The sequence below is a fragment of the Bradyrhizobium sp. DOA9 genome, from assembly GCF_000617845.2.
In the GTDB taxonomy this organism is placed as follows: domain Bacteria; phylum Pseudomonadota; class Alphaproteobacteria; order Rhizobiales; family Xanthobacteraceae; genus Bradyrhizobium.
In genome coordinates this window covers 4,213,871-4,237,939 of record NZ_DF820425.1, presented here as the reverse complement: position 1 = coordinate 4,237,939, position 24,069 = coordinate 4,213,871, and the positions used below count along the sequence as shown (strand labels likewise).

The window sequence follows — 24,069 nt, the reverse complement described above, 5'->3', positions numbered from 1 at the left end:
CTCATATAGCCGCGCTGCTCTTCGCGGTCCAGTCCTTCTGTAAACAACGTCCCTTGTTCTCGCTGCGTTCACGCCCAAGCGAGCTCCTCTTGCTGGTCGTTCGGACAGATTTTTCCTCGTTCAAGCAGCGTCAGGCCGGTATTGCGGCCGGGAGGACTCTGGTCTTCCTTCCCGGATGTAAAAAACCGACCGGCGCGCCCGGTCAATCCACCGCTGCACCGTGAACTCAAAGGCGAGCGCCACGGCAGTGCTTACCAACAGGATTCCCGCGGTCTGGAAGAGAATCCGCCAGTGACTTACGCTGGTCGGCTTCGTCAACGTGGTCGGGTCAAAGATCTGCAGATCGATCGCGATCTGGATGAAGAGAAAATGCAGGAGATAGACGCCATATGACGCGTCGCCCAATGCGGTGGACAGCGGCCCGTTGATCCGCTCAAAGAGCGTCGGTATCACGATGCAGGTCGCCAGAACCAGCACCACTCCCTGAACGATGCCCCCGTTTTGGTCTATGTCGGCATAGTGGTTGCCGAGGAGGTAGAGGGTATAGAGAGCGAGGAGCCAATAGCCCGTACGCGTCGACCATGTCAGGCGATCTCGCAGCCAAAATAGCAGGATTCCTGTGCCGAAATAACCGATCTGGCTGAAAAACGGGTAATAAGCCCACCTCAATCCGCAGCACTGGATCATGGTGATCTTGAACGCGAAGGCAGCGACAACGAAAGCGGCCAGGCTCTTCCCGTTGAGCAAAAGCAAGGCGGGAAGCAGTGCGTAGAACACGAGTTCCGCACTGATCGACCATGCCGGTGGAATGAGCAGGTACTTGTTGCTGTGGATTGCTGAAAAGAGATCGAGGCCGATCAGCGAGAGGTTGACCAGATACGGCGGCGTGTCGGTCCGGAAGTAATTCAGAATGCCGGTTTGGTTCGCCGGGTTCCACCAATGCAGAACGAACGTCGCCATCACGACGATGATATAGAGCGGATAAAGCCTCGCGAAGCGGCTGGCGACGAACGCGGCAGGCTGGCCAGAATAGTGCCGCTCATAGGCGGCGGCCATATAGAAGCCGCTGATAATGAAGAAAGCTTCAACCGCGGCCAAGCCTCCGATCGTCTGATGAATGACGCCAAACTTGCAGTGAAATCCGACGACGATCGCCGCCAGCACAAAACGAACGTACCCCATCGGCCCCGCATCCGTTAGTTGCTGCGAACCTAGACCGGCAATCAGCCCTTAACAAGCACCCTCCACGCGGCTTTATCGGCCCCGGATTTCACATCGCATGGTCTAAGGTCAAATGCACTTTCCAGGATCCTATGGCGTGAGCGCGAGTTACGCGTTTCTTCGGGAACAACAGACGGCCGCATCGGCGTCGCCTCGCTCTGGGCTGATCAAACGAGGATGCGATCGAAGTCTGCGGCGATCCGGGTATTCGGGAAGATCTTTGCCGCCTCGGCTAGAATGTCCGCGTCCTCGTAGCGTCCCGACATGTGCGTCAGCACGAGCTGTCTGATCCTGTTCGTGGCGGCAAAGGAGGCCGCTTCCGCCGCGGTGAGATGGCCGTAATTCCGCGCAGTCGGCGCGTCGCGATCGAGGAACGTCGCCTCGATCACCAGCATGTCGGCACCGGCCACGTATCGCGACAGCCCGTCGGTGGTCTCGGTGTCGCCGATCACGACGAGCTTGCTGCCGCCGCTCGGCGGACCCAGGACCTCTTCCGGATCGATGGTTCGGTCGGCAAGCACGATCGATCGTCCCGCGGCCAGCTCGCCGCGCAAGGGACCGTCGGGGACACCGAGCGCCATGAGGCGATCGGGCCGCAGATGACGGCGCGCGGGGCTCTGGAAGACGAAGCCAAAGCTGTCGGTGTCGCGATGCCGGACGGGAAAACAACCGATGGTGAATTCACCGGCATCGATGACTTGTCCCTCGGTCAGCGCCGCGAACGCGACGGAGATCGGCGCCCTGCCCGCGCCCCACAGGCCGGCGAGCATGCGGGTGACGAGGTCGAGCGTGCCTGCACCGCCGTGAATGGTCATGATCTCGGACGTCTGCCGCAAGCCGAGCGTCGAGAACAGTCCGGGGATGCCGAGCACGTGGTCGAGATGGGCGTGGGTGAGCAGGATGCGATCGAGCCGCCGGAAGCCGGCGCCGCTGCGCAGCAGCTGGCGCTGCGTGCCCTCGCCGCAATCGACCAGGACGCGCTTGCCAGCGGCTTCCACGAGAAGCGCCGGATGATTGCGCTCCGCCGAGGGAACGCTGGCCGATGTCCCGAGAAACGTCAGGGCGAACATGGTCGTCGATACCTGGCGACCGCCCTTCTCCGCGCCAATACGGTTGACGGTCTCACCGTCCCCAATGCCACGCGAGCAGCAGCGCGTACAGGCCCATCGACGCGGCATAGAGCGCGGCAAGCAACACGTAGCCCGCGATCTGGCGACTGATCGTCGCCCTCGACGTCACCCACCAGTCGAGCGCCTTGAAGGCGGCGGGCACCAGCCACCAGCCAAGCAGCTGGGTGCTGACGAAATTGCCGAGGAATAGCGACAGCCAGACCGGCACGCCGTGACTGTCGATCAGCGGCCTGCTGATGAAGAAGCCCCAGAGGTAGACGACAGGATAAAGCACCAGGAGAACGATCAGGTTGCTCTTCCAGATGAAACCGGGCCCTTGCTCCGGAGCCGGCGTCTTGCCGGCCGGGAACCAGAAATTGAAGCCGTAGCTCGCCCGCTTCACGTTCATTCCGGCATTGAAGCGCTCGCCCTCCTTAAGAAGGGTCTGCCGCAAGGACGAGTCGAGCCACGCATTGAGGTTGGCATCAGAATCGAACGACAGGATGATGATCCATTCGTCATGCAGGCCCGGAATCGGCCGCTCGATCTTGTGGCGCAGAAATCCCTTGAACTCGGCCTCCGCCGCCTGGATGCGCTGCTGCCAGGTGAGAAAGGCGTCCTCCAACCCTGCAGGTACCTTGAAGGAGATGACGGCGGAGACTGCGCTGTCGCGTTGGACGCCTGTGTCCGGAAGAATATGGACATCTTCCGAACCGACGAAGAAACGCTGTATCTCCGCAATCAGCCTTGCCCGCACCTCGCTCTGAAGCCAGGCGCGAGCTGCGGCCGGACTCGCAAAGCGCACGATCGTCACCCAGTCCACATGCGCGGGCGGTTGCGGCGGCACCACCTCCTGGCTGAGAAAGCCGGGCCAGGCCTTGAGCACCTCGCCGACCTCGCCGTTCCACCGTGCGAACGCAGCAAAGCCGTCGTCGGCGATGCGGCGCTGGATGACGAGGGCGACCGGCTGGCCGGCTTTTTCAGGAGATGCGCTCATCGGCGACTGTCTCAGCTCTTCTTGTAGAGACGCTTGCCCATCACCCAGGTCTCGTCGACGCAGCGATCGTCACCGACCATCATGACGGCGAACAGCATGCTCGCGGCTTCATCCATCGTGCGCGGCCCGGCGCCGTCGGCGATCAACGATTGATGCCACGCTTGCGCGACCTGCCCGCCGTTCGGATCGAGCGCGACGAAGTCGGCCTCCTTGCCGGGCTCGAAATTGCCGAGCTTGTCGTCGATGTAGAGGCCCTCGGCGCCGCCGAGCGTGATCGACCAGAAGCCACGATAGGGCGAGAGCTTGTTGCGCTCGGCTTCCGCGAGGTCCTTGCGTGTGGGGTCGATGCTGCCGTCGAGCAGCGTGTTGTTGCACATGCCGACCTTGTAGGCGTCGTCGAGCACGGAGATCATCGAGAAGCGGTTGCCGCCGCCGACATCCGTTCCGAACGACATCTTGACGCGGTGCTCGGGATCGGTGGCGCGGCCGAGGCGGAACAGGCCGCTGCCGAGGAACAGGTTCGAGCACGGGCAGAACACCACCGCGGCGCCCTTCTTCGACATGCGGCGGAACTCGTTGTTCGAGAGATAGACGCCGTGGCCGCCGGAGAATTTCGGCCCCACAAGGTCGAACTTCTCGTAGACGCCGAGATAGTCCTGGCAATCGGGATGCTCGACCAGCACGCCGCTGCACTCGGCCGGATTCTCGGAGATGTGGGTGTTGACCCAGCAATCCGGATGCTCGTGCTTGAGGCGCTGACACGCCTTCAGCAGCTCCGGCGAAGCGCCGAAGGCGAAGCGCGGCGTGATGGCGTAGAGGTTGCGGCCCTTGTTGTGATACTCTGCGATCAGCCGCTTGCTGTCCCGATAAAAATTCTCAGGGGTATCGATGAAATCGGCCGGCGCGTTGCGATCGATCCCGGTGAGCCCCGCGATCACGCGCATGTTGCGGCGGGCTGCTTCCTCGAACAATTCCTCGGTCGAGACAGGCGAGGAGCTCGTGAAGGCCTGGCAGGTGGTGGTGCCGGAGGCGAGCAGCGCATCGAGGAAACGCTTCACGCCCTCGCGGGCGTAAGTGCGGTCCCGGTATTTGAGCTCTTCCGGGTAGACCCATTTCTGCAGCCACGGCAACAGCTGCTCGCCATAGGCTCCTAACACGCGCGTCTGTGGCAGATGAATGTGGCCGTCGATGAAGCCGGGAACGATGATGCGGTCCTTGATATGGGTGATCTCGACGCCCGGATGCGCGGCGGCGATCTTGTCGTAGGGGCCGAAGGCCTTGATCACGCCATCCGTGACGACCATGAGGCCGTCCTGGTGAAAGCGCGCGGCGGCCTGCTCATTGCCGACGTGCTTCCAGGGATCGTCGACGAAATCGAAGAACGTGCCGCGAATTCCGACCGTGGTCATGATTTAGTTCCTTCCTTAACTGTGTGTCGCCTGCCGCACCGACGGCAGCGAGATCGCGAGCAGCGTCCCGGCAATGGCGCAGAGGCCGAGATAGAGCCATCCGATCGGCGCCTGCGTTGCTTCAGGCAACACCGCCGTGATCGCCATGGCGCCGCTCACGGCGAGATAGCAGAGCGCGCTGATGAGGCCGCCGATCAGGCCGTGGTCGCGCTCGAACAGGCCGAGCGCCATGCCGTACATCATCGGGCACAGCACGCCGCAGCCGCCGAGCACCAGCGCGCCGCCGATCGTGATCGAGGCGAAATCGAGACCGATTGTCATGCCTGTTGCGGCCAGGACCGCGGCGCCGACGAGGAACAGCGCGAAGGCGCCGAAGCCCAGCAAGCGCGCGGGCAAAAGCTGCGCGAAATGCGCGCAGCCGAGCTCACCGGCGAGATTGACCCCGCCAAGGCCGAGCGCGACGAGGCCGTAGATGGCCGCCGAGTAGCCGAGACCGGTCTGGTAGAAGAACGGCGCCACGACGCCGAACGCCAGCTGCGCGCTGGCCGCCGCGGCAAACACCAGCACGAAAGCGAGGAAGCCCGGGCGGACCAGCGCCTCGCGCAAGATCCCAACCGTGCGGCGCGGATCGAACGGCGCGCGTCGCTCGGCCGGCAATGTTTCGGGCAAAAGAAACGCGACGATCGCGGCGACGATGGCAGCAGCGATGGCAATGACGACGAAGACGCCACGCCAGGAGGTCAGCTCGACGATGAAGCCACCGGCCGCCGGCGCCAGCACCGGCGCAAGGCCCCAGGCGGCACCCAACAGGCCGGAGATCGCGGTGAGCTCACGGCCGCGGAAACAATCAGCTGCGACCGCATAGGCGACGACGAGACAGGTGCAGCCGCCGATGCCTTGCAGGAAGCGCAAGCCCAGCAGCAGCGAGGCACTGGTGGCGAGCGCGCATGCGATGCTCATCGCGATCAGCACCGACAGGCCTGCGAGCAGCACGTTGCGGCGGCCGATTGTGTCCGAGGCGATACCGACCGGCACCAGCGCCAGAGACATGCCGAGCATGTAAGCGGTGACGGTGTTCTGCATCGACGCCGCGTCAGCGGCGAGATCCACCACCATCTGCGGCAAGCCCGGCGTATAGGCATCGAGCGGAATCTGGCTGAACGGCACGACGCACAACAGGATCGGCACGATCCCACTCCTGGCGCGACCGGCGTCCGAAGCAAGTGCAGTCATGACTTACGCCCCTCGATGCCCGCGGCCCCGTCTTTTCGTGCGCGCAATGAGAGGCGACGATGCAGGTTGCGGATATTGACGCGCGGGAAGCTGACACAACTGTGTGTAGAAACTCTTAGGAGGCGCGTAGCGACACGAAATCTGACAGCTGATGCTCTGGCCGCGGGGCGCGCCGACAAAAAACGCGAAAACAACCCCATGCAAAGTAGAAATCACTGAAGAATTTCGTCCGCCGCGACTCGTGCCCTGTCGACACGAGGGTTTGACTCGTCGGGCAAAACAGGCGCAGAATCACAGCATGGCCAATTGCGCGCTCGTCATTGCACCGACGCCATTAACCGCTCGGAAGGCATCGCTGATTCCGATACGCGACCGGCTCCGGCCGGGCGAAGCTCAGAGCAGGAATCCCTCGAGTGCTTCGAGAAACTGCCGCGGCGACTGAAGTTGCGGCACATGCGCACAGCCTGGAATGACCTTGAGTTCGGCGCGCGGCAATCCTGCAACGAGTTCGTGCGACATCGGCGGAGGCGTTGCTTCGTCGTGCTCGCCGACCAGAACGAGGACCGGAACTGTCACCGCGGCAAGCTCGGCGCGGAGATCGAGGCCAGCCAACGCAACGCATGCGCTGCGAAACACATCGGGATCGGTCCGTAAGAATGCTGCACGACGATCCTGCATCAGGTCGGGGTGCCGCACCTGAAACTCGGGCGCGAACAGGCGCCGCATCGCGACGTCGGCGACGGCCTCCAGTCCTTTCTCGCGCGAGACCTTCGCCATGTTGCGAAACGCTTCGCGGCCGGACTCCGAGAACACCGCGCCGCTATCGGCGAGAATGAGCCTGGCTGCGATCTCCTTGTGCCGGATCGCCATCTGCAACGCGACGAACCCGCCATAGCCATTGCCGAGCACGATCGCCGGCGCGCCGCCGGCGGCATCGCGCACGGCCTCCGCCATCCGGTCCGCGACCGCTGCAAGCCCACCTTCCACCGCGCGTGAACGGCCGAAGCCCGGCAACTCTGGCACGATGGTTCGAAACGATCCCTGAAGCGCCGGCACGATCGCATCATAACTGGCGCGATCCGACAGCAGCGAGTGGAGCAGAAACAGCGGCGGCCCCTCGCCCGATTGCGCGGCGTTGACGGTCCCGTTGGCAAGAAGCCTGTCCATATTCGGTCTTTCCCTGGCTCGCCGCCGGGTCGGATGCCGCGGAGGCCGCTGATTGATAAATCAACTGTCAGGGATTTCAAGCATTCGGCACTTGACGTGAAATATCAGGCTTGCCAGATTGTGGCCAACGAGGGCCAAGAATCATGCTTTTGCGCGAGAATATTTATGATCTTCTCAGATCTGATATTTTAGCATGCCGGCTTGCTCCTGGCGATGAAATGCGAGAGCAGGATCTGGCCGAGCGCTATTCCGTGAGCCGGCAGCCGGTTCGGGATGCCCTTCTGCGGCTCCAGCGCGAACACCTCGTGACGGTGCAGCCGCGCCAGGGCTGCCGCGTGACGCCGATCTCGCTCTCCGATGCCCGCGATCTCCTGCGCTTCCGCCTCGCGCTGGAGCCGGCCTGCGTCGCTGAAGCGATCGAAAGTGCATCCGACAGCGTCTTGAAATCGCTCGACGAATTCCGCCGCTTCTCGGGCAATCACGAGGACTTCATCGCCTACAATCGTGGCTTCCACACTGCGCTGGCCCATGCTTCCGGCAATCGCCGCATGGCGACGGCGCTGTGCGACCTGATCGGCCAGGCCGACCGGCTCGTCCGCGTCAGCATTTCCAACCTGAAGGGCCACGACCCAGCAAAGCTCGTCGCAGAGCACGTCGCACTGATCGACGCCATGCAGAGCCGCGAAACGCGCACCGCGGCGCGCATCATCAAGGCCCACATCGGGGACACCGAAAAACGCGTTCTGCCGGCGCTCAAGCGCAACGCCGTCATCGTCGAAGAGAGGTCGTCATGAACATTCCGTCGAAACCTGCGTCGATCGACGTCGAAATCCACGGCAATTTCGTCGATGGGCGTGAAGTCGAGGCCGGCAACGGCGCGATGCTCGATATCCGCAATCCCGCGACCGGCGACGTGATCGCCCGCATTCCCAACTCCACCGCCGACGACATCGACCGAGCCATGAAAAGCGCGCGCGCCGCGTTCGAAGGCAAGGCCTGGGGCGGCATGGACACGCGCGCCAGGGCCAGACTGGTCAACAGGCTCGCCGACGCGTTCGAGGCCAATCTCGACAGCCTGTACCGGCTGGAGACGCTCAACAACGGCCGCCCGGTCAACGAGACCCGCGCCCAACTCTCCCGCCTGCCCGATTTCTTCCGCTACTTCGCCGGCCTAGCCTTGTCGCGCCGTGACTCGGTGATCCCCGTCGAAGGCGCCTATCTGAACTACACGCTCCGAACGCCGATCGGCATCGTCGCCAATTGCACCCCGTTCAATCACCCGCTGATGATCCTGTGCAAGTCGCTCGCCGTGGTGCTGGCAACCGGCTGCGTCACCGTGGTCAAGCCATCCGAATACACGCCGCTGACGACGCTGAAGCTGGCGCAGATCTTTACCGAAGCGGGCCTGCCGCCCGGCGTCTTCAACGTCGTGCTCGGCCTCGGCGCGAGCGCCGGCAAGATGCTGGCCGAGCACGGCGACATCAACAAGCTGGTCCTGACCGGCGGCACCGAGGCCGGCCGCATCGCCGGCAGTGCCGCCGCAAAAGTGTTTGCACATCAGACCATGGAACTCGGCGGCAAGACGCCGGTGATGGTTTTCGACGATTTCGACGTCGACCGCGCGGTCAACTATGCCGCCTTCGGCGCCTTCATCGGCGCCGGACAGACCTGCGTCTGCGCCTCGCGCCACATCGTCCAGGCCTCGATCTACGACGAGTTCGTGGAGAAGCTGCAGGCCAAGACTCGCACGATCCGGGTCGGCGACCCCTTCGATCCCAGCACCCAGATGGGCCCCGTGATCTCGGCCAAGCAGCGCGACCGCGTTCTCACCTATGCGAACTATGGTCACGCCGACGGCGCGCGTCTCGTCACCGGCGGCGTTGCCGCCAAGGTGCCGGGCCATGACAACGGCTATTTCGTCGAGCCGACGGTCTTCGCCGACGTGAAATCCGACATGCGCATCTTCCAGGAGGAAGTGTTCGGTCCCTTCACCTCGGTGACCCCGTTCAAGGACGAGGCCGATGCGCTTCGGCTCGCCAACGACTCGCCGTTCGGCCTTGCCGCAGCCATCCGCACCCGCGACGTCGCCCGCGCTCACCGCGTTGCCGCGAACGTCAAGGCCGGCATCGTCTGGATCAACGATCATCACCGCCTCGACCCGGCCTCGCCCTGGGGCGGCGTCGACGATTCCGGCATCGGCCGCGAATGCGGCGCCGAAAGCTTCAACGACCATTTCAACACCAAGAGCGTGATGGTCGCGACCCACGAGCAGCCGTTCGACTGGTATCGCGACACGGCCAACCAGAAGCGGCTGAACTAGCAGAACTGCACCCGGCCGACCGTCCATAGAAGGCGGGCCGCATCAACCAGAATGACAGTCAAGGGAGAGCGTCAATGTCGACCTCGGTGAACGCAGGCAGCCGTCTCGATCGGCTACCGATCGGGCCATTCCACCGCCGCATCATGCTGCTGATCGGCATCGGAATGTTCTTCGACGGTTTCGACATCTACATTGCCGGGACGGTTCTCAGCGTCACGCTGAAATCAGGCTTTTCGACGCTCGCCCAGAACGCGGCCTTCATCTCCGCGACGTTCGTCGGCATGATGCTCGGATCGTTCGGCACCGGCTTCCTCGGCGATCGCTACGGACGCCGGTTCACGTACCAGTTCAATCTGCTTCTTTTCGGCATCGCTTCCCTTGCCGCGGCATTCGCGCCGAACATGGCCTTCCTGATCGCCTGCCGCTTCGTGATGGGCGTCGGGCTCGGCGCCGAGAACGTCGTCGGCTATTCGACGATGACGGAGTTCGTGCCCGCCCGCACCCGCGGCAAATGGCTCGGCCTCACGGCCGTATGCGTCGTGACGGGCCTGCCAGCGGCACTTTTGATCGCATCCGTGCTCGTTCCGCAGTTCGGCTGGCGCTCGATGTTCGTGCTCGGCGGCATCGGCGCGCTCGTCGTCTGGTACATGCGCAAGTCGCTGCCGGAATCGCCGCGCTGGCTCGAAGCCGTGGGACGCACGGCCGAGGCGGAAGCGTTGATGCAGGCGATCGAGAAGGAAGCGGCGCAAGGACAGCCCTTGCCTGCTCCAGCGCCCACGACACCCGCTCCGGTCGCTCCCGATCTCGGCACGTTGTTCACTGCGCCCTTGCTGTCGCGGATGATCGTCGGCGCCATCTGCCTGATCACGATCAACACCCTGCTCTATGGCTTCGTGACCTGGCTGCCCGTGTTCTTCGTCAAGCAGGGCCTGTCGGTCGCGACCTCGTTCGGCTATTCGCTGCTGATGGCGCTCGGCGCGCCGATCGGCGCGGCTATCGGCGCATTGACCGCCGACCGCTGGGGCCGCAAGCCAACGATCATCGGCGCGTCGCTGATCTCGGTGGCGCTGGGCATGCTCTATCCCATGATCTCCGATCCGATCCTGCTGCCTGCGGTCGGCTTCGCGCTGACCGTGCCGATCTATGTGCTGGTCGCGCTCCTGTTCGGCATCTACATCCCCGAACTGTTTCCGACCGAGGTCCGCCTGCGCGCCTCCGGCCTCGTCAACACGCTGGGGCGCGGCGCCACGATCGTCACGCCGTTCCTCGTTGTCTCGCTGTTCGAGTCGCGCGGCGTGGCCGGCGTGATGGCGCTGATGATCGGGCTGCTGGTGGTGCAGATCATCACGGTCTCGGCCCTCGGCATCGAGCCCCGGCATCGCAGGCTCGAGGAGCTCAAGGCCGAAGAGACTGCCGCGCCGGTCCTGAAGGAAGCGTCATGAGAGGCCGCACGGAGGCGCAGGACAAGGCGCAGGCAAGCTTCCACTCCGACCGATGGGCAGATCTGCGGGCCGCGAGATAGTTACGTCTTGTCAGTCGACTGCGCCTCGACCGCCTGCACGGCGACATCAGCGACCTGCCGCAGCGCTTCGCGGTTCGCGCCTGAGGACGCCATCACGCCCATGCCGACCGACACCGCCGAGACATAACGCGCGAGCGCGGCCGGATCGGCGCTCTCCTTGAGATCGCCTTCGGCCTTGGCGCGGACGAAACGGTCGCGGAGCTGGTCCTCGTTCTGGGCGCGGCGCGCGGCGAGTTCGAAGGGAACGTTTTCCGAGCCGGTGCCGCATGCGATGCCACCCTGCACGAGCAGGCAGCCGGGCGGATTGGCGGGATCGGTCTGCTTGTCGGCGATGCCCATCAGCATGCGCTCGGCAACGGCTCGGGCGGTGGGAGCTGCGACCACCTCGTCCATCCAGATGTTGCGCAGCTTGGTGTAGCGGTCGAGCGCGGCCTTCAGCAGGCCTTCCTTGTTGCCGAAGCAGGCGTAGAGGCTGGGCGGATTGATGCCCATGGCCTCGGTGAGCTGGGCAATGGTCGCGCCCTCATAGCCATGGCGCCAAAACACTTCCATCGCCTGGTCCAACGCCGTTTCGGCGTCGAATTCGCGGGGGCGTCCCATGCCCATGTGCCTGTCTCCTCGGATCCGGCGTTCTGCCTCAGCCTAACGCCGGATCGTATCTATTTGTTCTGGCTTTCTTTTTCTTGTGTCTTCCAATCGTCGCGGTATCGGCGTACAATTTTCTTAGTGAATGGTACATAAGTATCTTGCACTGCGGTATCCAGCTCCACATCTGTAGTGAACACTACATATCTGGAGCGCGCAAATGCCCCCCTCCCAAAATACCTCCCGCACCGGCCGTTTTCGCCGCCTTCTGGGCGGCGTCGCCATCGTGGGCGCCCTCGCTGCGGCCGGCTCGATCGTGACCGGCCGTTATTTTCATGCGGCGCAGGCGACCGCACCGGCGGCTGCGGCTGAACAAGCCGTTTCCGTCACCGTCGCGATGATCGAGCCGCGGCAAACCGTCTTGTGGGACGATTTCTCCGGCCGGCTCGAGGCCATTCAACGCGTCGAGCTTCGCCCGCGCGTGGCCGGCGCGATCCTCTCCACCAACTTTACCGAAGGCACGCTGGTGAAGGCCGGCGACGTGCTGTTCAAGATTGATCCCGCTCCCTACGCGGCCGAGGTCGACAAGGCCGCGGCCCAGCTCGAGGCCGCGAAAGCGCGCGTTGTCTTCACCCAGAGCGAGCTCGAGCGCGGCGCGCAGCTCGTCGGCAACGCCGTCGTAACCCGCCGCGACTACGACCAGCGCGACAATGCCCATCGCGAGGCCATTGCCAACGTCAAGGCGGCCGAGGCGACGCTGCAGACCGCAAAACTCAATCTCGACTACACCGAGGTCCGCGCCCCCGTGGATGGCCGCGTCGGCAAGATCGAGGTCACGGTCGGCAATCTCGTCGCCGCCGGCACCGCCTCGCCGGTCCTGACCTCCCTGGTCTCGGTCAATCCGATCTATGCCTCGTTCGATGCGGACGAAGAAGTGGTGCTGCGCGCGCTGAACTCGATCGCGGATGCTTCCGGCCAACGCGGCAAGCTCGACCAGATCCCGGTCGAGATGACGACCTCGGGCGGCCTGTCCGCGAAGGGCAACATCCAGCTCATCGACAACCAGGTCAACGGCCAGAGCGGCACCATTCGCGTCCGCGCGGTGTTCCGCAACGACGATGGGCGCCTGATCCCCGGCCAGTTCGCGCGCGTGCGCATGGGCCAGCCGAAGCAACAGGCCCTGGTGATGATCGACGAGCGCGCGATCGGCACCGACCAGGACAAGAAGTTCGTGATGGCAGTCGGCGACGACAGCCGCGCCGCCTACCGGCCGATCACCCTCGGCGGCGCCGTCGATGGGCTTCGCATCGTCACCTCGGGCCTCAAGTCCGGCGACCGCATCGTGGTCAACGGTTTGCAACGCGTGCGTCCCGGCGCCCTCCTCAAGACGGAGGTGGCGGCGATGGGCGCGCGTGGGCCACACCAGGCGTCGAACCACAGCAACCAGGACGTGGTGCAACGCTAGTTACGTCGTCCCGGGGCGCGCGTAGCGCGAGCCCGGGATCCCGCAGTTTCGAAACTCCGATTCACCTCTGGATTCCGGGTTCGCGCTTCGCGCGCTCCGGAATGACGAATGGAGGTCTCGGAGAACCGCAGGATATTGCCCAGGGGCAAGGCCATGAATCTCTCGAAGTTCTTCATCGACCGTCCGATTTTCGCCGGCGTGCTGTCGGTCCTGATTTTCCTCGCCGGCCTGATTTCGCTGTTCGCGATGCCGATCTCGGAATATCCCGACGTCGTGCCGCCGTCCGTCGTTGTGCGCGCGACCTATCCCGGCGCCAATCCCAAGGTGATCGCGGAGACGGTGGCGACGCCGATCGAGGAGCAGATCAACGGCGTCGAGAACATGCTCTACATGTCGAGCCAGGCGACCACCGACGGCGCGATGACGCTGACGGTGACATTCCGGCTCGGCACCGACCCCGACAAGGCGACGCAGCTGGTGCAGAACCGGGTGCAGCAGGCCGAGCCGCGCCTGCCCAATGTGGTGCGCCAGCTCGGCATCATCACCAAGAAGTCGTCGCCCGACCTCACAATGGTGGTGCATCTGCTGTCGCCGAACGGCCGCTACGACATGACGTATTTGCGCAACTACGCGGTGCTCAACGTCAAGGATCGTCTCGCGCGGATCGACGGCGTCGGCGACGTCCAGCTCTACGGCGCCGGCGACTATTCGATGCGGGTCTGGGTCGATCCGCAGAAGGCCGCCGAGCACGGCCTCACCGCCAGCGATATCGTGCGGGCGATCCAGGCGCAGAACGTCGAGGCCGCCGCCGGCGTGGTCGGCTCCTCGCCGAACGTCAAGGGCATCGATCTACAGCTCTCGGTCAATGCGGAGGGACGGCTCGCCAACGAGGAGCAGTTCGCCGACATCGTGGTCAAGACCGGCACGCGTGGCGAGGTCGTGCGTCTGCGCGACGTCGCGCGCATCGAGCTTGGCGCGTCCGAATACGGCCTGCGCTCGCTGCTGGACAACAAGCAGGCGGTGGCAATCCCGATCTTCCAGGCGCCGGGCTCCAACGCGCTGCAGATCTCCGACAATGTCCGCGCCACCATGGCGGAGATCAAGAAGAACATGCCGGAGGGCGTGTCCTACCAGATCGTCTACGATCCCACCCAGTTCGTGCGCTCCTCGATCGAGGCCGTCATCCATACGCTGCTGGAGGCGATCGCGCTCGTGGTGCTGGTGGTGATCCTGTTCCTGCAGACCTGGCGCGCCTCGATCATTCCTCTGCTGGCCGTGCCGGTGTCGATCGTCGGCACGTTCGCGGTGATGCACGTGTTCGGGTTCTCCATCAACGCGCTCAGCCTGTTCGGCCTCGTGCTCGCCATCGGCATCGTCGTCGACGACGCCATCGTCGTGGTCGAGAACGTCGAGCGCAACATCGAGTCCGGACTGTCGCCGCGCGATGCCACCTATCAGGCGATGCGCGAGGTCTCGGGCCCGATCATCGCGATCGCGCTGGTGCTGATCGCGGTGTTCGTGCCGCTCGCCTTCATCTCCGGCCTCACCGGGCAGTTCTACAAGCAGTTCGCGCTGACGATCGCGATCTCGACCGTAATCTCCGCCATCAACTCGTTGACGCTGTCGCCGGCATTGTCGGCGCTGCTGCTCAAGGGCCACAACGAGCCGAAGGACCGGCTGACGCTGATCATGGAGAAGAGCCTCGGCTGGTTCTTCCGTGGCTTCAACAAGGCCTTCACGCGTTCCTCGGAGAATTACAGCGGCAGCGTCGGCAGGGTGATCTCGGGCAAGGCCGCGGTGATGGGCCTCTATGCGGTGCTGGTCGGGCTGACGGCGTTTCTGTTCCAGCAGGTGCCCGGTGGATTCGTGCCGGGCCAGGACAAGCAGTACCTGGTCGGCTTCGCCCGCCTGCCCGATGGCGCCACCCTCGACCGCAGCGAGGAGGTCATCCGCAAGATGAGCGACATCGCGCTGACCCAGCCCGGTGTCGAGAGCTCGGTGGCCTTCCCGGGCCTGTCGATCTCCGGCTTTACCAACTCCTCCAACGCCGGCATCGTGTTCTCGACGCTCAAGCCGTTCGACGAGCGCAAGGATCCCTCGCTCAGCGGCGCCGCGATCGCGGCCGAGCTGAACAAGAAATATGCCGGGATCCAGGAAGCCTTCATCGCCATGTTCCCGCCGCCGCCGGTCAACGGCCTCGGCACCATCGGCGGCTTCAAGCTGCAGATCGAGGACCGCGCCGGTCTCGGCTATGACGCCCTGAACCAGGCAACCAACGCCTTCATGGCGGCGATGCAGAAGGCGCCGGAGATCGCCGGCGTGTTCTCCAGCTTCCAGGTCAACGTGCCCCAGCTGTTCGCCGACATCGACCGCACCAAGGCGCTGCAACTGGGCGTGCCCGTAACGGAGGTGTTCAACACGCTGCAGATCTACCTTGGCTCCTACTACGTCAACGACTTCAACAAGTTCGGCCGCACCTATTCCGTCCGCGTGCAGGCCGATGCGCCGTTCCGCGCCCGCGCCGACGACATCAGGCAGTTGAAGGTGCGCTCGTCGTCCGGCGACATGGTGCCGTTGTCGGCGCTGCTCACGATCCGTCAAAGCGCGGGGCCGGAGCGCGCGATCCGCTACAACGGCTTCCTGTCGTCCGACATCAACGCGGCGGCCGCGCCCGGCTTCTCGTCGGGCCAGGCACAGGAGGCGGCGACGCGGATCGCGGCGGAGGTGTTGCCGCCGGGCTTTGCCTTCGAGTGGACCGACCTGACCTATCAGGAGTTCATCGCCGGCAATTCCGGCATCTGGGTGTTCCCGCTGGCGATCCTCCTGGTGTTCCTGGTGCTGGCCGCGCTCTATGAGAGCCTGACCCTGCCGCTGTCGATCATCATGATCGTGCCGATGGGCTTGCTCGCCGCGATGTTCGGCGTCTGGATCTCCAAGGGCGACAACAACGTCTTCACCCAGATCGGATTGATCGTGCTGGTCGGCCTCTCCGCCAAGAACGCGATCCTGATCGTCGAATTCGCGCGCGAGCTCGAATTCGCCGGACGCACGCCGGTCCGGGCCGCGATCGAGGCCAGTCGCTTGCGGCTGCGCCCGATCCTGATGACGTCGATGGCGTTCATCATGGGCGTGCTGCCGCTGGTGCTCTCGACCGGTGCGGGCTCGGAGATGCGGCGCGCGATGGGCGTTGCCGTGTTCTCGGGCATGATCGGCGTCACCGTGTTCGGCCTGTTCCTGACGCCGGTGTTCTACGTGCTGCTCAGGACCGTCACCGGCATGAAGCCGCTGGTCCATCACGGCAGCGACATCAGCGCGGCGCCGGTCCACGGGCCTGCCGAGTGAACAGCGTCCCGCCGCGGCACGCCCCGGCGGGACCGACAGGACCGGATCGCAACGCTTATTTCCGGTTCTCCTCGCAGAATTTCAGCGCCGCCAGCGCCTCGCCGGCCCGCGGGATCTGCATCTCGATGCTGTCATCCTCGTCGTCCTCGAAGTCGAGCGTGAGGCGCTTGGCCTTTGCGAGGCGGTCCATGATCGACTGGTCGTAGGCGAAGATGCCGCGCACCGTGGTCTTGTCCATGACCTCCCACTTGGCCTTCTTCATGATGTCGGCATCGTCGGTGCCGACGTCGGCCCGGAGAATCTCGCCGACCTTGTCCCATTCCCAACCGTCGTAGATCATCACGATCACGATCGCCTGTTCGGAATAGGTGATCACGATGACGTAGTCGCGGTTCTCGTCATCCTTGTCCTTGTAGCCGCGGCTGGCATTGCAATGGGTGTCCTGCGCGCGCTTCTCGATGGTCCAGTCGCCGACCTTGGATTGCTGCGCAAGCGCGGGCCTCGAGATCGAGACGGTTGCGCTCAAGGCGCAAGCGAGAATTCCGGCGGCGAGAACAGATCGTTTCATGTCGGCCTCCAGCGCGTTCCCGGCGCCGAGATGACCACCTCCCCCGGCGGCTCGCAAGTGGCCGAACGGGCTGCGGGCGTCCTATCCCCGCCGCGGCACGATCGCGATCGGAGTGAAGGTGTAAACCTCCTCGCCGCTCTGGTTGAACATGGTCCATTTCACCAGCGCGATCCCCTGCGGCTTCGATTTCGACGGCGTCAGGCTCATGACCTCGCCGACCAGATGCACCCGGTCGTTGGGCCGCACCGGCATGGTCCAGCGCAGGCCATCCACGCCGGCGCCGATCAGCGGATGCGGGCCGAACGGACGGGTCTGGATCGCAAGGTTCATGGCGATCGCGGCGGTGTGCCATCCCGAGGCGGCAAGCCCCTTGAACAGGGTCTGCTTCGCCGCCTCATGGTCGAGATGCATCGGCTGCGGATCGAATTCGGCGGCGAAGCGCTTGATGTCGGCTTCGGTGACGACGACTTCGGGGGATGTGAACCGCATTCCGATGGTGAGATCGTCGAACCACTCGACCTGCGCCATGATTTTGCCTCGCAATAAGATGTGCCGCTCCCGCAGAGACCGCTCAAAATCGCCTGAGCCATGAGGGATATAGCGGGCCCGCAGCGCACAAACCAGCGCCGGGTTCCTCACGAAACCCCTTTCCCGATGCGACGAAACACGCCTGAAACAGATCGCCGGTTAAGTGGTTGTCAAAATAAATACAGGGACGGCCAACATGCAGTTCATCCTCGACCTGATCTACGAATATTCGTGCTGCCAGAACCTCGTTGCCCAGCCGGTACGGGAGGACGAGCAATGATCGAGCTGATCTCGGCCCTGCTCGCACTCTGCAGCATCGGCGTCTTCGCAGCGCATGCGCTCGACGCCTACCGCACCACGCATTCCTGACCGTTGCCGTTCCCAACGCTAGAACGGTCGCCGGTAGAAGTGCTCGGAATGTGTCGCCGGCGGAAACCGGTTGGCGAGCGCAAGCGCTCCCCTCTCGTCCGTCTCGAGTGCGATCTTCTGCGCCAGCATCACGTCGCCGGGCACCAGGAAGCCTGACGGGACGAAGCACCACCCCATCGTCGCGCGCCCCTCACTGTCGACCTCGTGGACGTTGGCGGCAGTGCCGTAATGGATGCGATAGGTCCTGCCGGTGTCGCAACCGACGACGTCGAAATACCGGTATTGCTCGAATTGCGCGCGCTGCGCCGGCGACAGCCATTCGGCCAGAAGCCGGCGGCCGCGGGCATCCGGCGTATTCTCGCCGAAGAAGCGGCGATAGAGTTCACGCAGCGCATGCAGGCGCGCACGCGCCGGTGCGCGGAGCCAAACTGCCGCGATCATGAGCAGCTCAGATCAGCCGCCGACCAGGCGGGGATAGAACAGCGTTTCCTGCGCGGTCGGATCGAACGATCGGATCCGGGTCACTTCACCGGGTCCGGTTCGAAGCGCGGCGGTGAAGCCCGCTCCGGTCAGCTCACGAAAGCGCCGTTCGGCTCGCGCCAGCGCTTCGGCATTGCCAGGATCAAACTCGTGGCGCGTATCGCCAGTCTGGTCCATCACGATCTGGGTAGCCATGTTGAGTCTCCTCATGCCCAGCCCTGAACTTGATCAAAGCAAACCTCGTGCCGTCGGTTCCAGAACGCAACAACTTTCTCACGCCGTCGCATCACACGTCGCTGAGCTAGAGCTCAGCGCAAGGCCGCAGCACCCCCGCCCTCGTCGATCTGCCGACCCATCAGCGCGATCGCCTTCTGATAGACGCCGGCCGCATTCCAGGCCTCGATGGCGGCGAAATTCGGCTCGCCCGGCTGGTAGCCGGCTCCTGCTTTCCAGCCATGGGCCTTGAGAAAATTCGCTGTCGAATTCAGCGCGTTGGCGGCGACCTCCAGATTGCCGGTGCCGTAGGCCAGGATGCTCTTGGGCATGAACTGGGTCTGACCGACCTCGCCATGCATCGACCCGCGGGTCGAACCCGAGAGTACACCGCGGTCGATCAGCTTCAACGCCGCATAGAGCTGGTCGGTGAAGAATTCGGGACGGCGGCAGTCATAAGCGAGGGTCGCGATCGACGACAGCATGTTCTGATTGCCGCGCTGGCTGCCGAAGCCGGTCTCCATGCCCCAGATCGCGATCAGCGGCCCCGGCGGGACGCCGTAGCGCTGCTGGATCGAGGCGAACAAGGCGGCCTGCGACTGCTTGAGCTGCCGCCCCTTGGCGACGATGGTGGTGGCGCCGCGCTTGGCCAGGAACTGGTCGAGCGTCAGCGAGAAGCTGCGCTGGCCCCGGTCGGCCGCGATCGTGGCGCTGGCGTAGTTCGTCTGCATCAACGCCGACAGCGCGGTGGGGCCGATGCCCTTTCCTTGCGCCTCCGCGCTGAATTCGCGCTTCCAGGCCTCGAAGCCGGCCGGCGAACTGCCGCAAGTGGCGGCCTCGGCGGAGGATGCCAGGCAACCGAGCAGCGTCATTGCGCCAAGAACCGCTCCCGCAACAGCTCTGCCCCTGATCATGCCCGACCTCTCCTGTCCTGTACCGTTGGCGGCGCAATCTTACCCGGTCGAACGCGCCGACTCCATGGCCTGATCATAGGACAATTCGAGGCCTTCCAAATTGCCCTCCTTGCGCCATTTGTCGAGCAGCCGCAGGAATGCCACCGGCCCGCGCCAATATTGGCTGTTTCTTGCCGCGATCGGATCGAACACGCCTTCGTTGTTGTAGTAGCCCGGCGTGCATTCGGCGAGATAGGTCTGACGGCCGAGCGCGGCCTTGACGACCTCCTCGACCCAGGCGTTCTCCGCGGCATGCGTCGGCTCCAAAGTGCGTGCCTTGCGCGCGCGGGCCTCCTTGATGACATAGGCGATGTGCCGCGACTGCTCGTCGATGATGTGCGGAAAATTGGCGCTCTGGCCGGCCTGCACCATGACGATCAGGAAGCAGTTCGGAAAGCCGCGGCTGTAGAAGCCGTGCAGCGTCTTGACGCCGTCCTGCCAGCGCTCGGACAGGCTCATGCCGTCGCGGCCGTACACCTCGAAGCCCATGCGGCGGGCGTAATCGGTGCCGACCTCGAAGCCGCTGGCATAGATCAGGCAGTCGAGCTCGTAGGCCTTGCCATCGGCGACGACGGCATTCTCGGTGATGCGTTCGACGCCCTTCCCCCCGGTGTCGACCAGATGCACGTTGGGACGGTTGAAGGTGTCGAGATATTCGTCGTGGAAGCACGGCCGCTTGCAGAACGCCTTGTACCAGGGCTTCAGCGCCGCCGCGGTCGCCTCGTCCTTGACCACCGCGTCGACGCGCGCGCGGATCTCCTCCATCTTGCGGTAGTCGGCCTGCTCGATGACCTTCAGCGCCTCCTCCATCGAGGTCACCGGCTGGGGTTGCCGGCGCGGCGCCAGCAGGATCTCGCCGAGCAGCCCGGTCCAGCCGTCCTGCACAAGATCCTGCTCGAACGGCTCGCCCGAAATCACGGCCGTGAAATTGTCCATGCGCTCGCGCTGCCAGCCCGGCGCGAGGCTCTGTGCCCAGGCCGGGTCCGTCGGACGATCGTCGCGAACGCCGATCGCGGACGGCGTGCGCTGGAACACGTAGAGCTCCTTGGCCGAGCGGCCGAGATGCGGCACGCATTGCACGGCGGTGGCGCCGGTGCCGATGATGCCAACGCGCTTGCCGGCAAGACCGGTGAGACCACCGTCCGCATTGCCGCCGGTGTAGCCGTAATCCCAGCGACTGGTATGAAAGCTGTGACCTCTGAACGTCTCGATGCCGGGAATGCCCGGCAGCTTCGGACGGCTCAGCGGTCCACCGGCGAGGATGACGAAGCGTGCGCGGATCTGGTCGCCCCTATTGGTCTCGACCAGCCAGCGCGCCTCCTGCTCCTGCCAGGTCATTCGCGAGATCACGGTCTGAAACAACGCGCGCTCGTACAGCCCGAAATGCCGGCCGATGCGGCGCGAGTGCTCGTAGATCTCCGGCGCCCGGGCATATTTGCGCACCGGCATGTAGCCGGTCTCTTCCAGCAGCGGCAGATAGATATAGCTCTCGGTATCGCAGGCGGCGCCGGGATAGCGATTCCAGTACCAGGTGCCGCCGAAGTCGGCGGCCTTTTCCACGATGCGAAAATCCGCGATGCCGGCCTCGCGCAATCGCGCGCCACACAAGAGACCGCCGAAGCCACCGCCGACGATGAGCACTTCGGTCGCTTCGCTGATCGCCGCGCGCGCGAATCCGGGATCGGCCCAGGGATCGTCGAGATAACGGCCGAACTCGCCCGTGACTTCGACATACTGCGCCTTGCCCTCGGCGCGCAGACGGCGGTCGCGCTCGTCGCGATAACGGGCACGGAGGGCGGAAATATCGACCGTAGATGCGTCGGTTGCATCGGTCTTGTGTCTTTCCGCTGACATTCGAGTCCTCCCGCGCATGCTGCTTCACCGGCAGCTCACTGCAAATTAGCGCCGAAAAAGCGCGGCATGCAATCACGCTGATGGTTTTTTGCGTGAACGCTGCGTGACGTTCCGCTAACCTCAGGCGCAAATCACAAGCCTAGGCCATGCAACGACGTGGCATTCCGGAGGGAGACCATGCAGGGATTGATGATGGACATGCCGCTGCTGATCAGCGGCCTGATCCAGTACGCAGCCGATTATCACGGCGAAGCGGAGATCGTCGCACGCGAGATCGAGGGCGACATTCATCGCTACACCTACGCCGACGCCCATCCGCGCATCAAGCGCATGGCGCTGGCGCTGAAGCGGCTCGGCATGAAGCAGGGCGACCGCGTCGGAACGCTGGCCTGGAATACGCACCGGCATTTCGAGATGTTCTATGCAGCGCCGGGCATGGGCTACGTGCTGCACACCGTCAATCCCAGGCTGTTTCCCGAGCAGCTCGTCTACATCATCAACCACGCCGAGGACCGCCTGCTCTTCATCGACCGCGCCACGCTGCCGATCGTCGAGGCGATCGCGCCGCAGCTGAAGACGGTCGAGGCCTATGTCGTGATGTCCTCGCGCGAGCGGATGCCGGAGACGAAGCTCGCGAACGTGCATTGTTACGAGGACCTTCTGGAACGCGAGAACGATGCCGGCTTCGCCTGGCCGGCGTTCGACGAGAAGTCCGCCTCCACGATCTGCTACACGTCGGGCACGACGGGCAATCCCAAGGGCGTGATCTATTCGCACCGGGCCGCGATCCTGCAGACCATGACCTGCTGCAATTTCGACTTCCTGCCGGGACATGTCGAAGGCGTGCGCGAGGCGATGATGCCGATGGCGCCTCTCTTCCACGGCAATGGCTGGAACATGCCGTTCACCGCGCCCTATACGGGATCGAAGCTCGTGCTGCCCGGCCGCAACTACGAGCCGGACAAGCTCTATGAATTGCTGGAAGGCGAGAAGGTGACGCTGTCGGCGGGCGTGCCGAGCTTCTGGCTGATCCTGCTCGATTGGCTGGCGCGGACCGGCAACAGATTCTCGACCTTGCGCGCGACGCTGTCGTCGGGCTCGGCCCCGCCGCGCGCGATGGTCGAGAAGCTCAAGCGCGAGTACAATGTCGATTACATCCAGGCCTGGGGCATGACCGAGGCGCTGGGCTGCTCGATGCCGGGCCTGCGGCCGGGCTCGGAGCATCTCAGCGAGAAGGAGAAATTCGACCGCCGCCAGGTCTCCGGCCGCGCCTGCTTCGGCACGCATCTGCGCATCGTCGACGACGCCGGCAATGAACTGCCTCGCGACGGCAAGACGGTCGGCCATCTGCGCGCCCGCGGCCCCTGGGTCGCCTCCGGCTACATGAAGCTGGACGAAGGCCTCGACCGCGACGGTTGGCTGATCACCGGCGACATGGCCGTGATCGATCCACAAGGCCACGTCACGCTGACCGATCGCTCCAAGGACGTGATCAAGTCCGGCGGCGAGTGGATCTCCTCGATCCAGCTCGAGGACATCGCCCTGTCCCACCCCGACGTGCTGCAGGCTGCCGTGGTCGCGATCAGCCACGAGAAATGGCAGGAGCGTCCCCTGCTCCTCGTCGTCCGCAAGAAGGGCGCGACCGTCGACGGCAAGACGCTGCTCGAGCACATGCGTCCGAAGATCGCGAGCTGGTGGCTGCCGGACGCCGTCGAATTCCTCGACGAATTCCCGATGACCGGCACCGGCAAGGTGTTGAAATCGGCGCTGCGCGAGCGCTTCAGGGAGTACAGGGTCGGCTGACGGCCGTCGGCACGCCTCGTCTCAGTTCACCGCGTAGACGTCAGGATCTGCGCTCGAGCTCGGTTTCTTGAAGGCGTTGCGCAAGGCTGATGACATCGGGACGTTGTAGTTGAGGCCGTTCGGCGGCGTCGGCGATTGCAGCCATTTCTTGTAGAGCACCTCGATCTCGGGGCTGGCATAAAGCTCCGCGGTGGCGCGATCGGCGAGCGCCTTGAACGGCGCATCCTCTCGCCGCAGCATGATGCCGTAGGGCTCGGGCTTGGAGAACGCTTCCTCGCTGATCATGTAGGCCTGCGGCTCCTTCGACCGCGCGATCGCCACCGCGAGCTGGACGTCGTCGAGCGCATAGGCCTGGGCGCGATCGGTCTCCAGCAGCAGGAAGGCCTCGGCCTGGTCCTTTGCCGGCATGATGTTGATGCCGAGATTGCGCTCGGTATTGACCTTGGCGAGCTGCGTCAGGTTGACCGATCCGGCCACCGCCGTGACAGCCTTGCCCTTGAGATCGTCGATGGTCCTGATGTTCGCCGCCTTCCTGGCCGCGAAGCGCGTCGCGCTGAGGAAATGCGTGTTGGTGAAGGCGACCTGCTTCTGGCGGTCGGCATTATTGGTGGTCGCCGAGCAATGCAGGTCGAGCGTGCCGTTGACCATCAAGGGAATCCGGTTCGAGGACGTCACCGCGACCGTCTCGACCGAAATGTCTGATATGCCGAGCTGCTTCTTCACCGCTTCGACGATCCCAAGGCAGATGTCCATGGCAAAGCCGACCGGCTTCTGGTTGCCGTCGAGATAGCTGAACGGGACGGAGGCCTCCTGATAGCCCAGCGTGATCTTCTTGGTCTCCTTCACCTTCTGAAGGGTGCCCGTGAGCTCTTCGGCTGAAGCTGCGCCCGCAAGACATGTCAGGGTCAGGAGAATGGTCAGCAGGCGCATC

Annotated in this window: 20 protein-coding genes; 6 read left to right on the top strand and 14 right to left on the bottom strand. The window is 64.4% G+C overall.

The window, feature by feature from the left end:
• Nucleotides 1-120: 120 nt before the first annotated feature.
• The 6 genes from BDOA9_RS19620 to BDOA9_RS19595 form a co-directional block, all read right to left on the bottom strand.
• A complete protein-coding gene (locus tag BDOA9_RS19620) occupies nt 121-1,182 on the bottom strand; it encodes an acyltransferase family protein (protein WP_025035669.1) in 1,062 nt (353 codons plus the stop codon).
• Nucleotides 1,183-1,388: 206 nt separating this feature from the next.
• The gene (gene rnz, locus BDOA9_RS19615) at nt 1,389-2,291 is read right to left on the bottom strand and encodes a ribonuclease Z (RefSeq protein ID WP_025035668.1); all 903 of its coding nucleotides are present in this window, start codon (nt 2,289-2,291) and stop codon (nt 1,389-1,391) included.
• A 52-nt stretch (nt 2,292-2,343) separates the two neighbouring features.
• A complete protein-coding gene (locus tag BDOA9_RS19610; RefSeq protein ID WP_025035667.1) occupies nt 2,344-3,327 on the bottom strand; it encodes an antibiotic biosynthesis monooxygenase in 984 nt (327 codons plus the stop codon).
• 11 nt (nt 3,328-3,338) lie between these two features.
• The gene (gene guaD / locus BDOA9_RS19605) at nt 3,339-4,736 is read right to left on the bottom strand and encodes a guanine deaminase (RefSeq protein WP_025035666.1); all 1,398 of its coding nucleotides are present in this window, start codon (nt 4,734-4,736) and stop codon (nt 3,339-3,341) included.
• Between the two features lie 15 nt (nt 4,737-4,751).
• Entirely contained in the window at nt 4,752-5,969 is a 1,218-nt protein-coding gene (locus tag BDOA9_RS19600) for a multidrug effflux MFS transporter (RefSeq protein WP_025035665.1), read from the bottom strand.
• Nucleotides 5,970-6,362: 393 nt separating this feature from the next.
• Nucleotides 6,363-7,136, bottom strand: coding sequence for an alpha/beta fold hydrolase (locus BDOA9_RS19595; protein ID WP_025035664.1), 774 nt, complete (start codon nt 7,134-7,136; stop codon nt 6,363-6,365).
• A gap of 143 nt (nt 7,137-7,279) precedes the next feature.
• Between BDOA9_RS19595 and BDOA9_RS19590 the strand changes: the two genes are divergently transcribed.
• The 3 genes from BDOA9_RS19590 to BDOA9_RS19580 all read left to right on the top strand — a co-directional run bounded on the left by BDOA9_RS19590 (nt 7,280) and on the right by BDOA9_RS19580 (nt 10,898).
• Nucleotides 7,280-7,930 carry a GntR family transcriptional regulator gene (locus tag BDOA9_RS19590; RefSeq protein ID WP_025035663.1) on the top strand — a complete coding sequence of 217 codons (651 nt, stop codon included), beginning with the start codon at nt 7,280-7,282 and terminating at the stop codon, nt 7,928-7,930.
• Nucleotides 7,927-9,456, top strand: a complete 1,530-nt coding sequence (locus BDOA9_RS19585; RefSeq protein ID WP_025035662.1) for an aldehyde dehydrogenase — start codon at nt 7,927-7,929, stop codon at nt 9,454-9,456. The genes BDOA9_RS19590 and BDOA9_RS19585 overlap by 4 nt, the downstream gene beginning before the upstream one ends.
• A 74-nt stretch (nt 9,457-9,530) precedes the next feature.
• Complete coding sequence (locus BDOA9_RS19580; protein WP_025035661.1) at nt 9,531-10,898, top strand: MFS transporter; 1,368 nt, start codon at nt 9,531-9,533, stop codon at nt 10,896-10,898.
• Between the two features lie 80 nt (nt 10,899-10,978).
• On the opposite strand, the gene BDOA9_RS19575 is transcribed toward BDOA9_RS19580, so the two are convergent.
• Nucleotides 10,979-11,584: a TetR/AcrR family transcriptional regulator gene (locus BDOA9_RS19575; RefSeq protein WP_025035660.1), complete on the bottom strand. Its 606-nt coding sequence runs from the start codon at nt 11,582-11,584 to the stop codon at nt 10,979-10,981.
• A gap of 199 nt (nt 11,585-11,783) precedes the next feature.
• Here BDOA9_RS19575 and BDOA9_RS19570 point away from each other — a divergent pair, with 199 nt between their 5' ends.
• A complete protein-coding gene (locus BDOA9_RS19570; RefSeq protein ID WP_025035659.1) occupies nt 11,784-13,028 on the top strand; it encodes an efflux RND transporter periplasmic adaptor subunit in 1,245 nt (414 codons plus the stop codon).
• A gap of 153 nt (nt 13,029-13,181) precedes the next feature.
• Nucleotides 13,182-16,370, top strand: a complete 3,189-nt coding sequence (locus BDOA9_RS19565; RefSeq protein ID WP_025035658.1) for an efflux RND transporter permease subunit — start codon at nt 13,182-13,184, stop codon at nt 16,368-16,370.
• 55 nt (nt 16,371-16,425) lie between these two features.
• Here BDOA9_RS19565 and BDOA9_RS19560 read toward each other — a convergent pair whose 3' ends face one another.
• The 6 genes from BDOA9_RS19560 to BDOA9_RS19535 all read right to left on the bottom strand — a co-directional run bounded on the left by BDOA9_RS19560 (nt 16,426) and on the right by BDOA9_RS19535 (nt 21,335).
• Complete coding sequence (locus BDOA9_RS19560) at nt 16,426-16,938, bottom strand: hypothetical protein (RefSeq protein ID WP_025035657.1); 513 nt, start codon at nt 16,936-16,938, stop codon at nt 16,426-16,428.
• 81 nt (nt 16,939-17,019) lie between these two features.
• On the bottom strand, nt 17,020-17,466 hold the full coding sequence (locus BDOA9_RS19555; protein WP_025035656.1) for a MaoC family dehydratase: 447 nt from the start codon (nt 17,464-17,466) through the stop codon (nt 17,020-17,022).
• A 387-nt stretch (nt 17,467-17,853) separates the two neighbouring features.
• Entirely contained in the window at nt 17,854-18,276 is a 423-nt protein-coding gene (locus BDOA9_RS19550; RefSeq protein ID WP_025035655.1) for a hypothetical protein, read from the bottom strand.
• A 12-nt stretch (nt 18,277-18,288) separates the two neighbouring features.
• Complete coding sequence (locus BDOA9_RS19545; protein ID WP_007592399.1) at nt 18,289-18,510, bottom strand: hypothetical protein; 222 nt, start codon at nt 18,508-18,510, stop codon at nt 18,289-18,291.
• A gap of 113 nt (nt 18,511-18,623) precedes the next feature.
• Nucleotides 18,624-19,442, bottom strand: a complete 819-nt coding sequence (locus BDOA9_RS19540) for a lytic murein transglycosylase (RefSeq protein WP_025035654.1) — start codon at nt 19,440-19,442, stop codon at nt 18,624-18,626.
• A 39-nt stretch (nt 19,443-19,481) separates the two neighbouring features.
• Complete coding sequence (locus tag BDOA9_RS19535; RefSeq protein WP_025035653.1) at nt 19,482-21,335, bottom strand: flavin-containing monooxygenase; 1,854 nt, start codon at nt 21,333-21,335, stop codon at nt 19,482-19,484.
• A 177-nt stretch (nt 21,336-21,512) separates the two neighbouring features.
• Between BDOA9_RS19535 and BDOA9_RS19530 the strand changes: the two genes are divergently transcribed.
• A complete protein-coding gene (locus tag BDOA9_RS19530; RefSeq protein ID WP_025035652.1) occupies nt 21,513-23,138 on the top strand; it encodes a long-chain fatty acid--CoA ligase in 1,626 nt (541 codons plus the stop codon).
• 21 nt (nt 23,139-23,159) lie between these two features.
• Here BDOA9_RS19530 and BDOA9_RS19525 read toward each other — a convergent pair whose 3' ends face one another.
• On the bottom strand, nt 23,160-24,068 hold the full coding sequence (locus BDOA9_RS19525) for an amino acid ABC transporter substrate-binding protein (protein ID WP_025035651.1): 909 nt from the start codon (nt 24,066-24,068) through the stop codon (nt 23,160-23,162).
• Between the last annotated feature and the right edge of the window lies 1 nt (nt 24,069).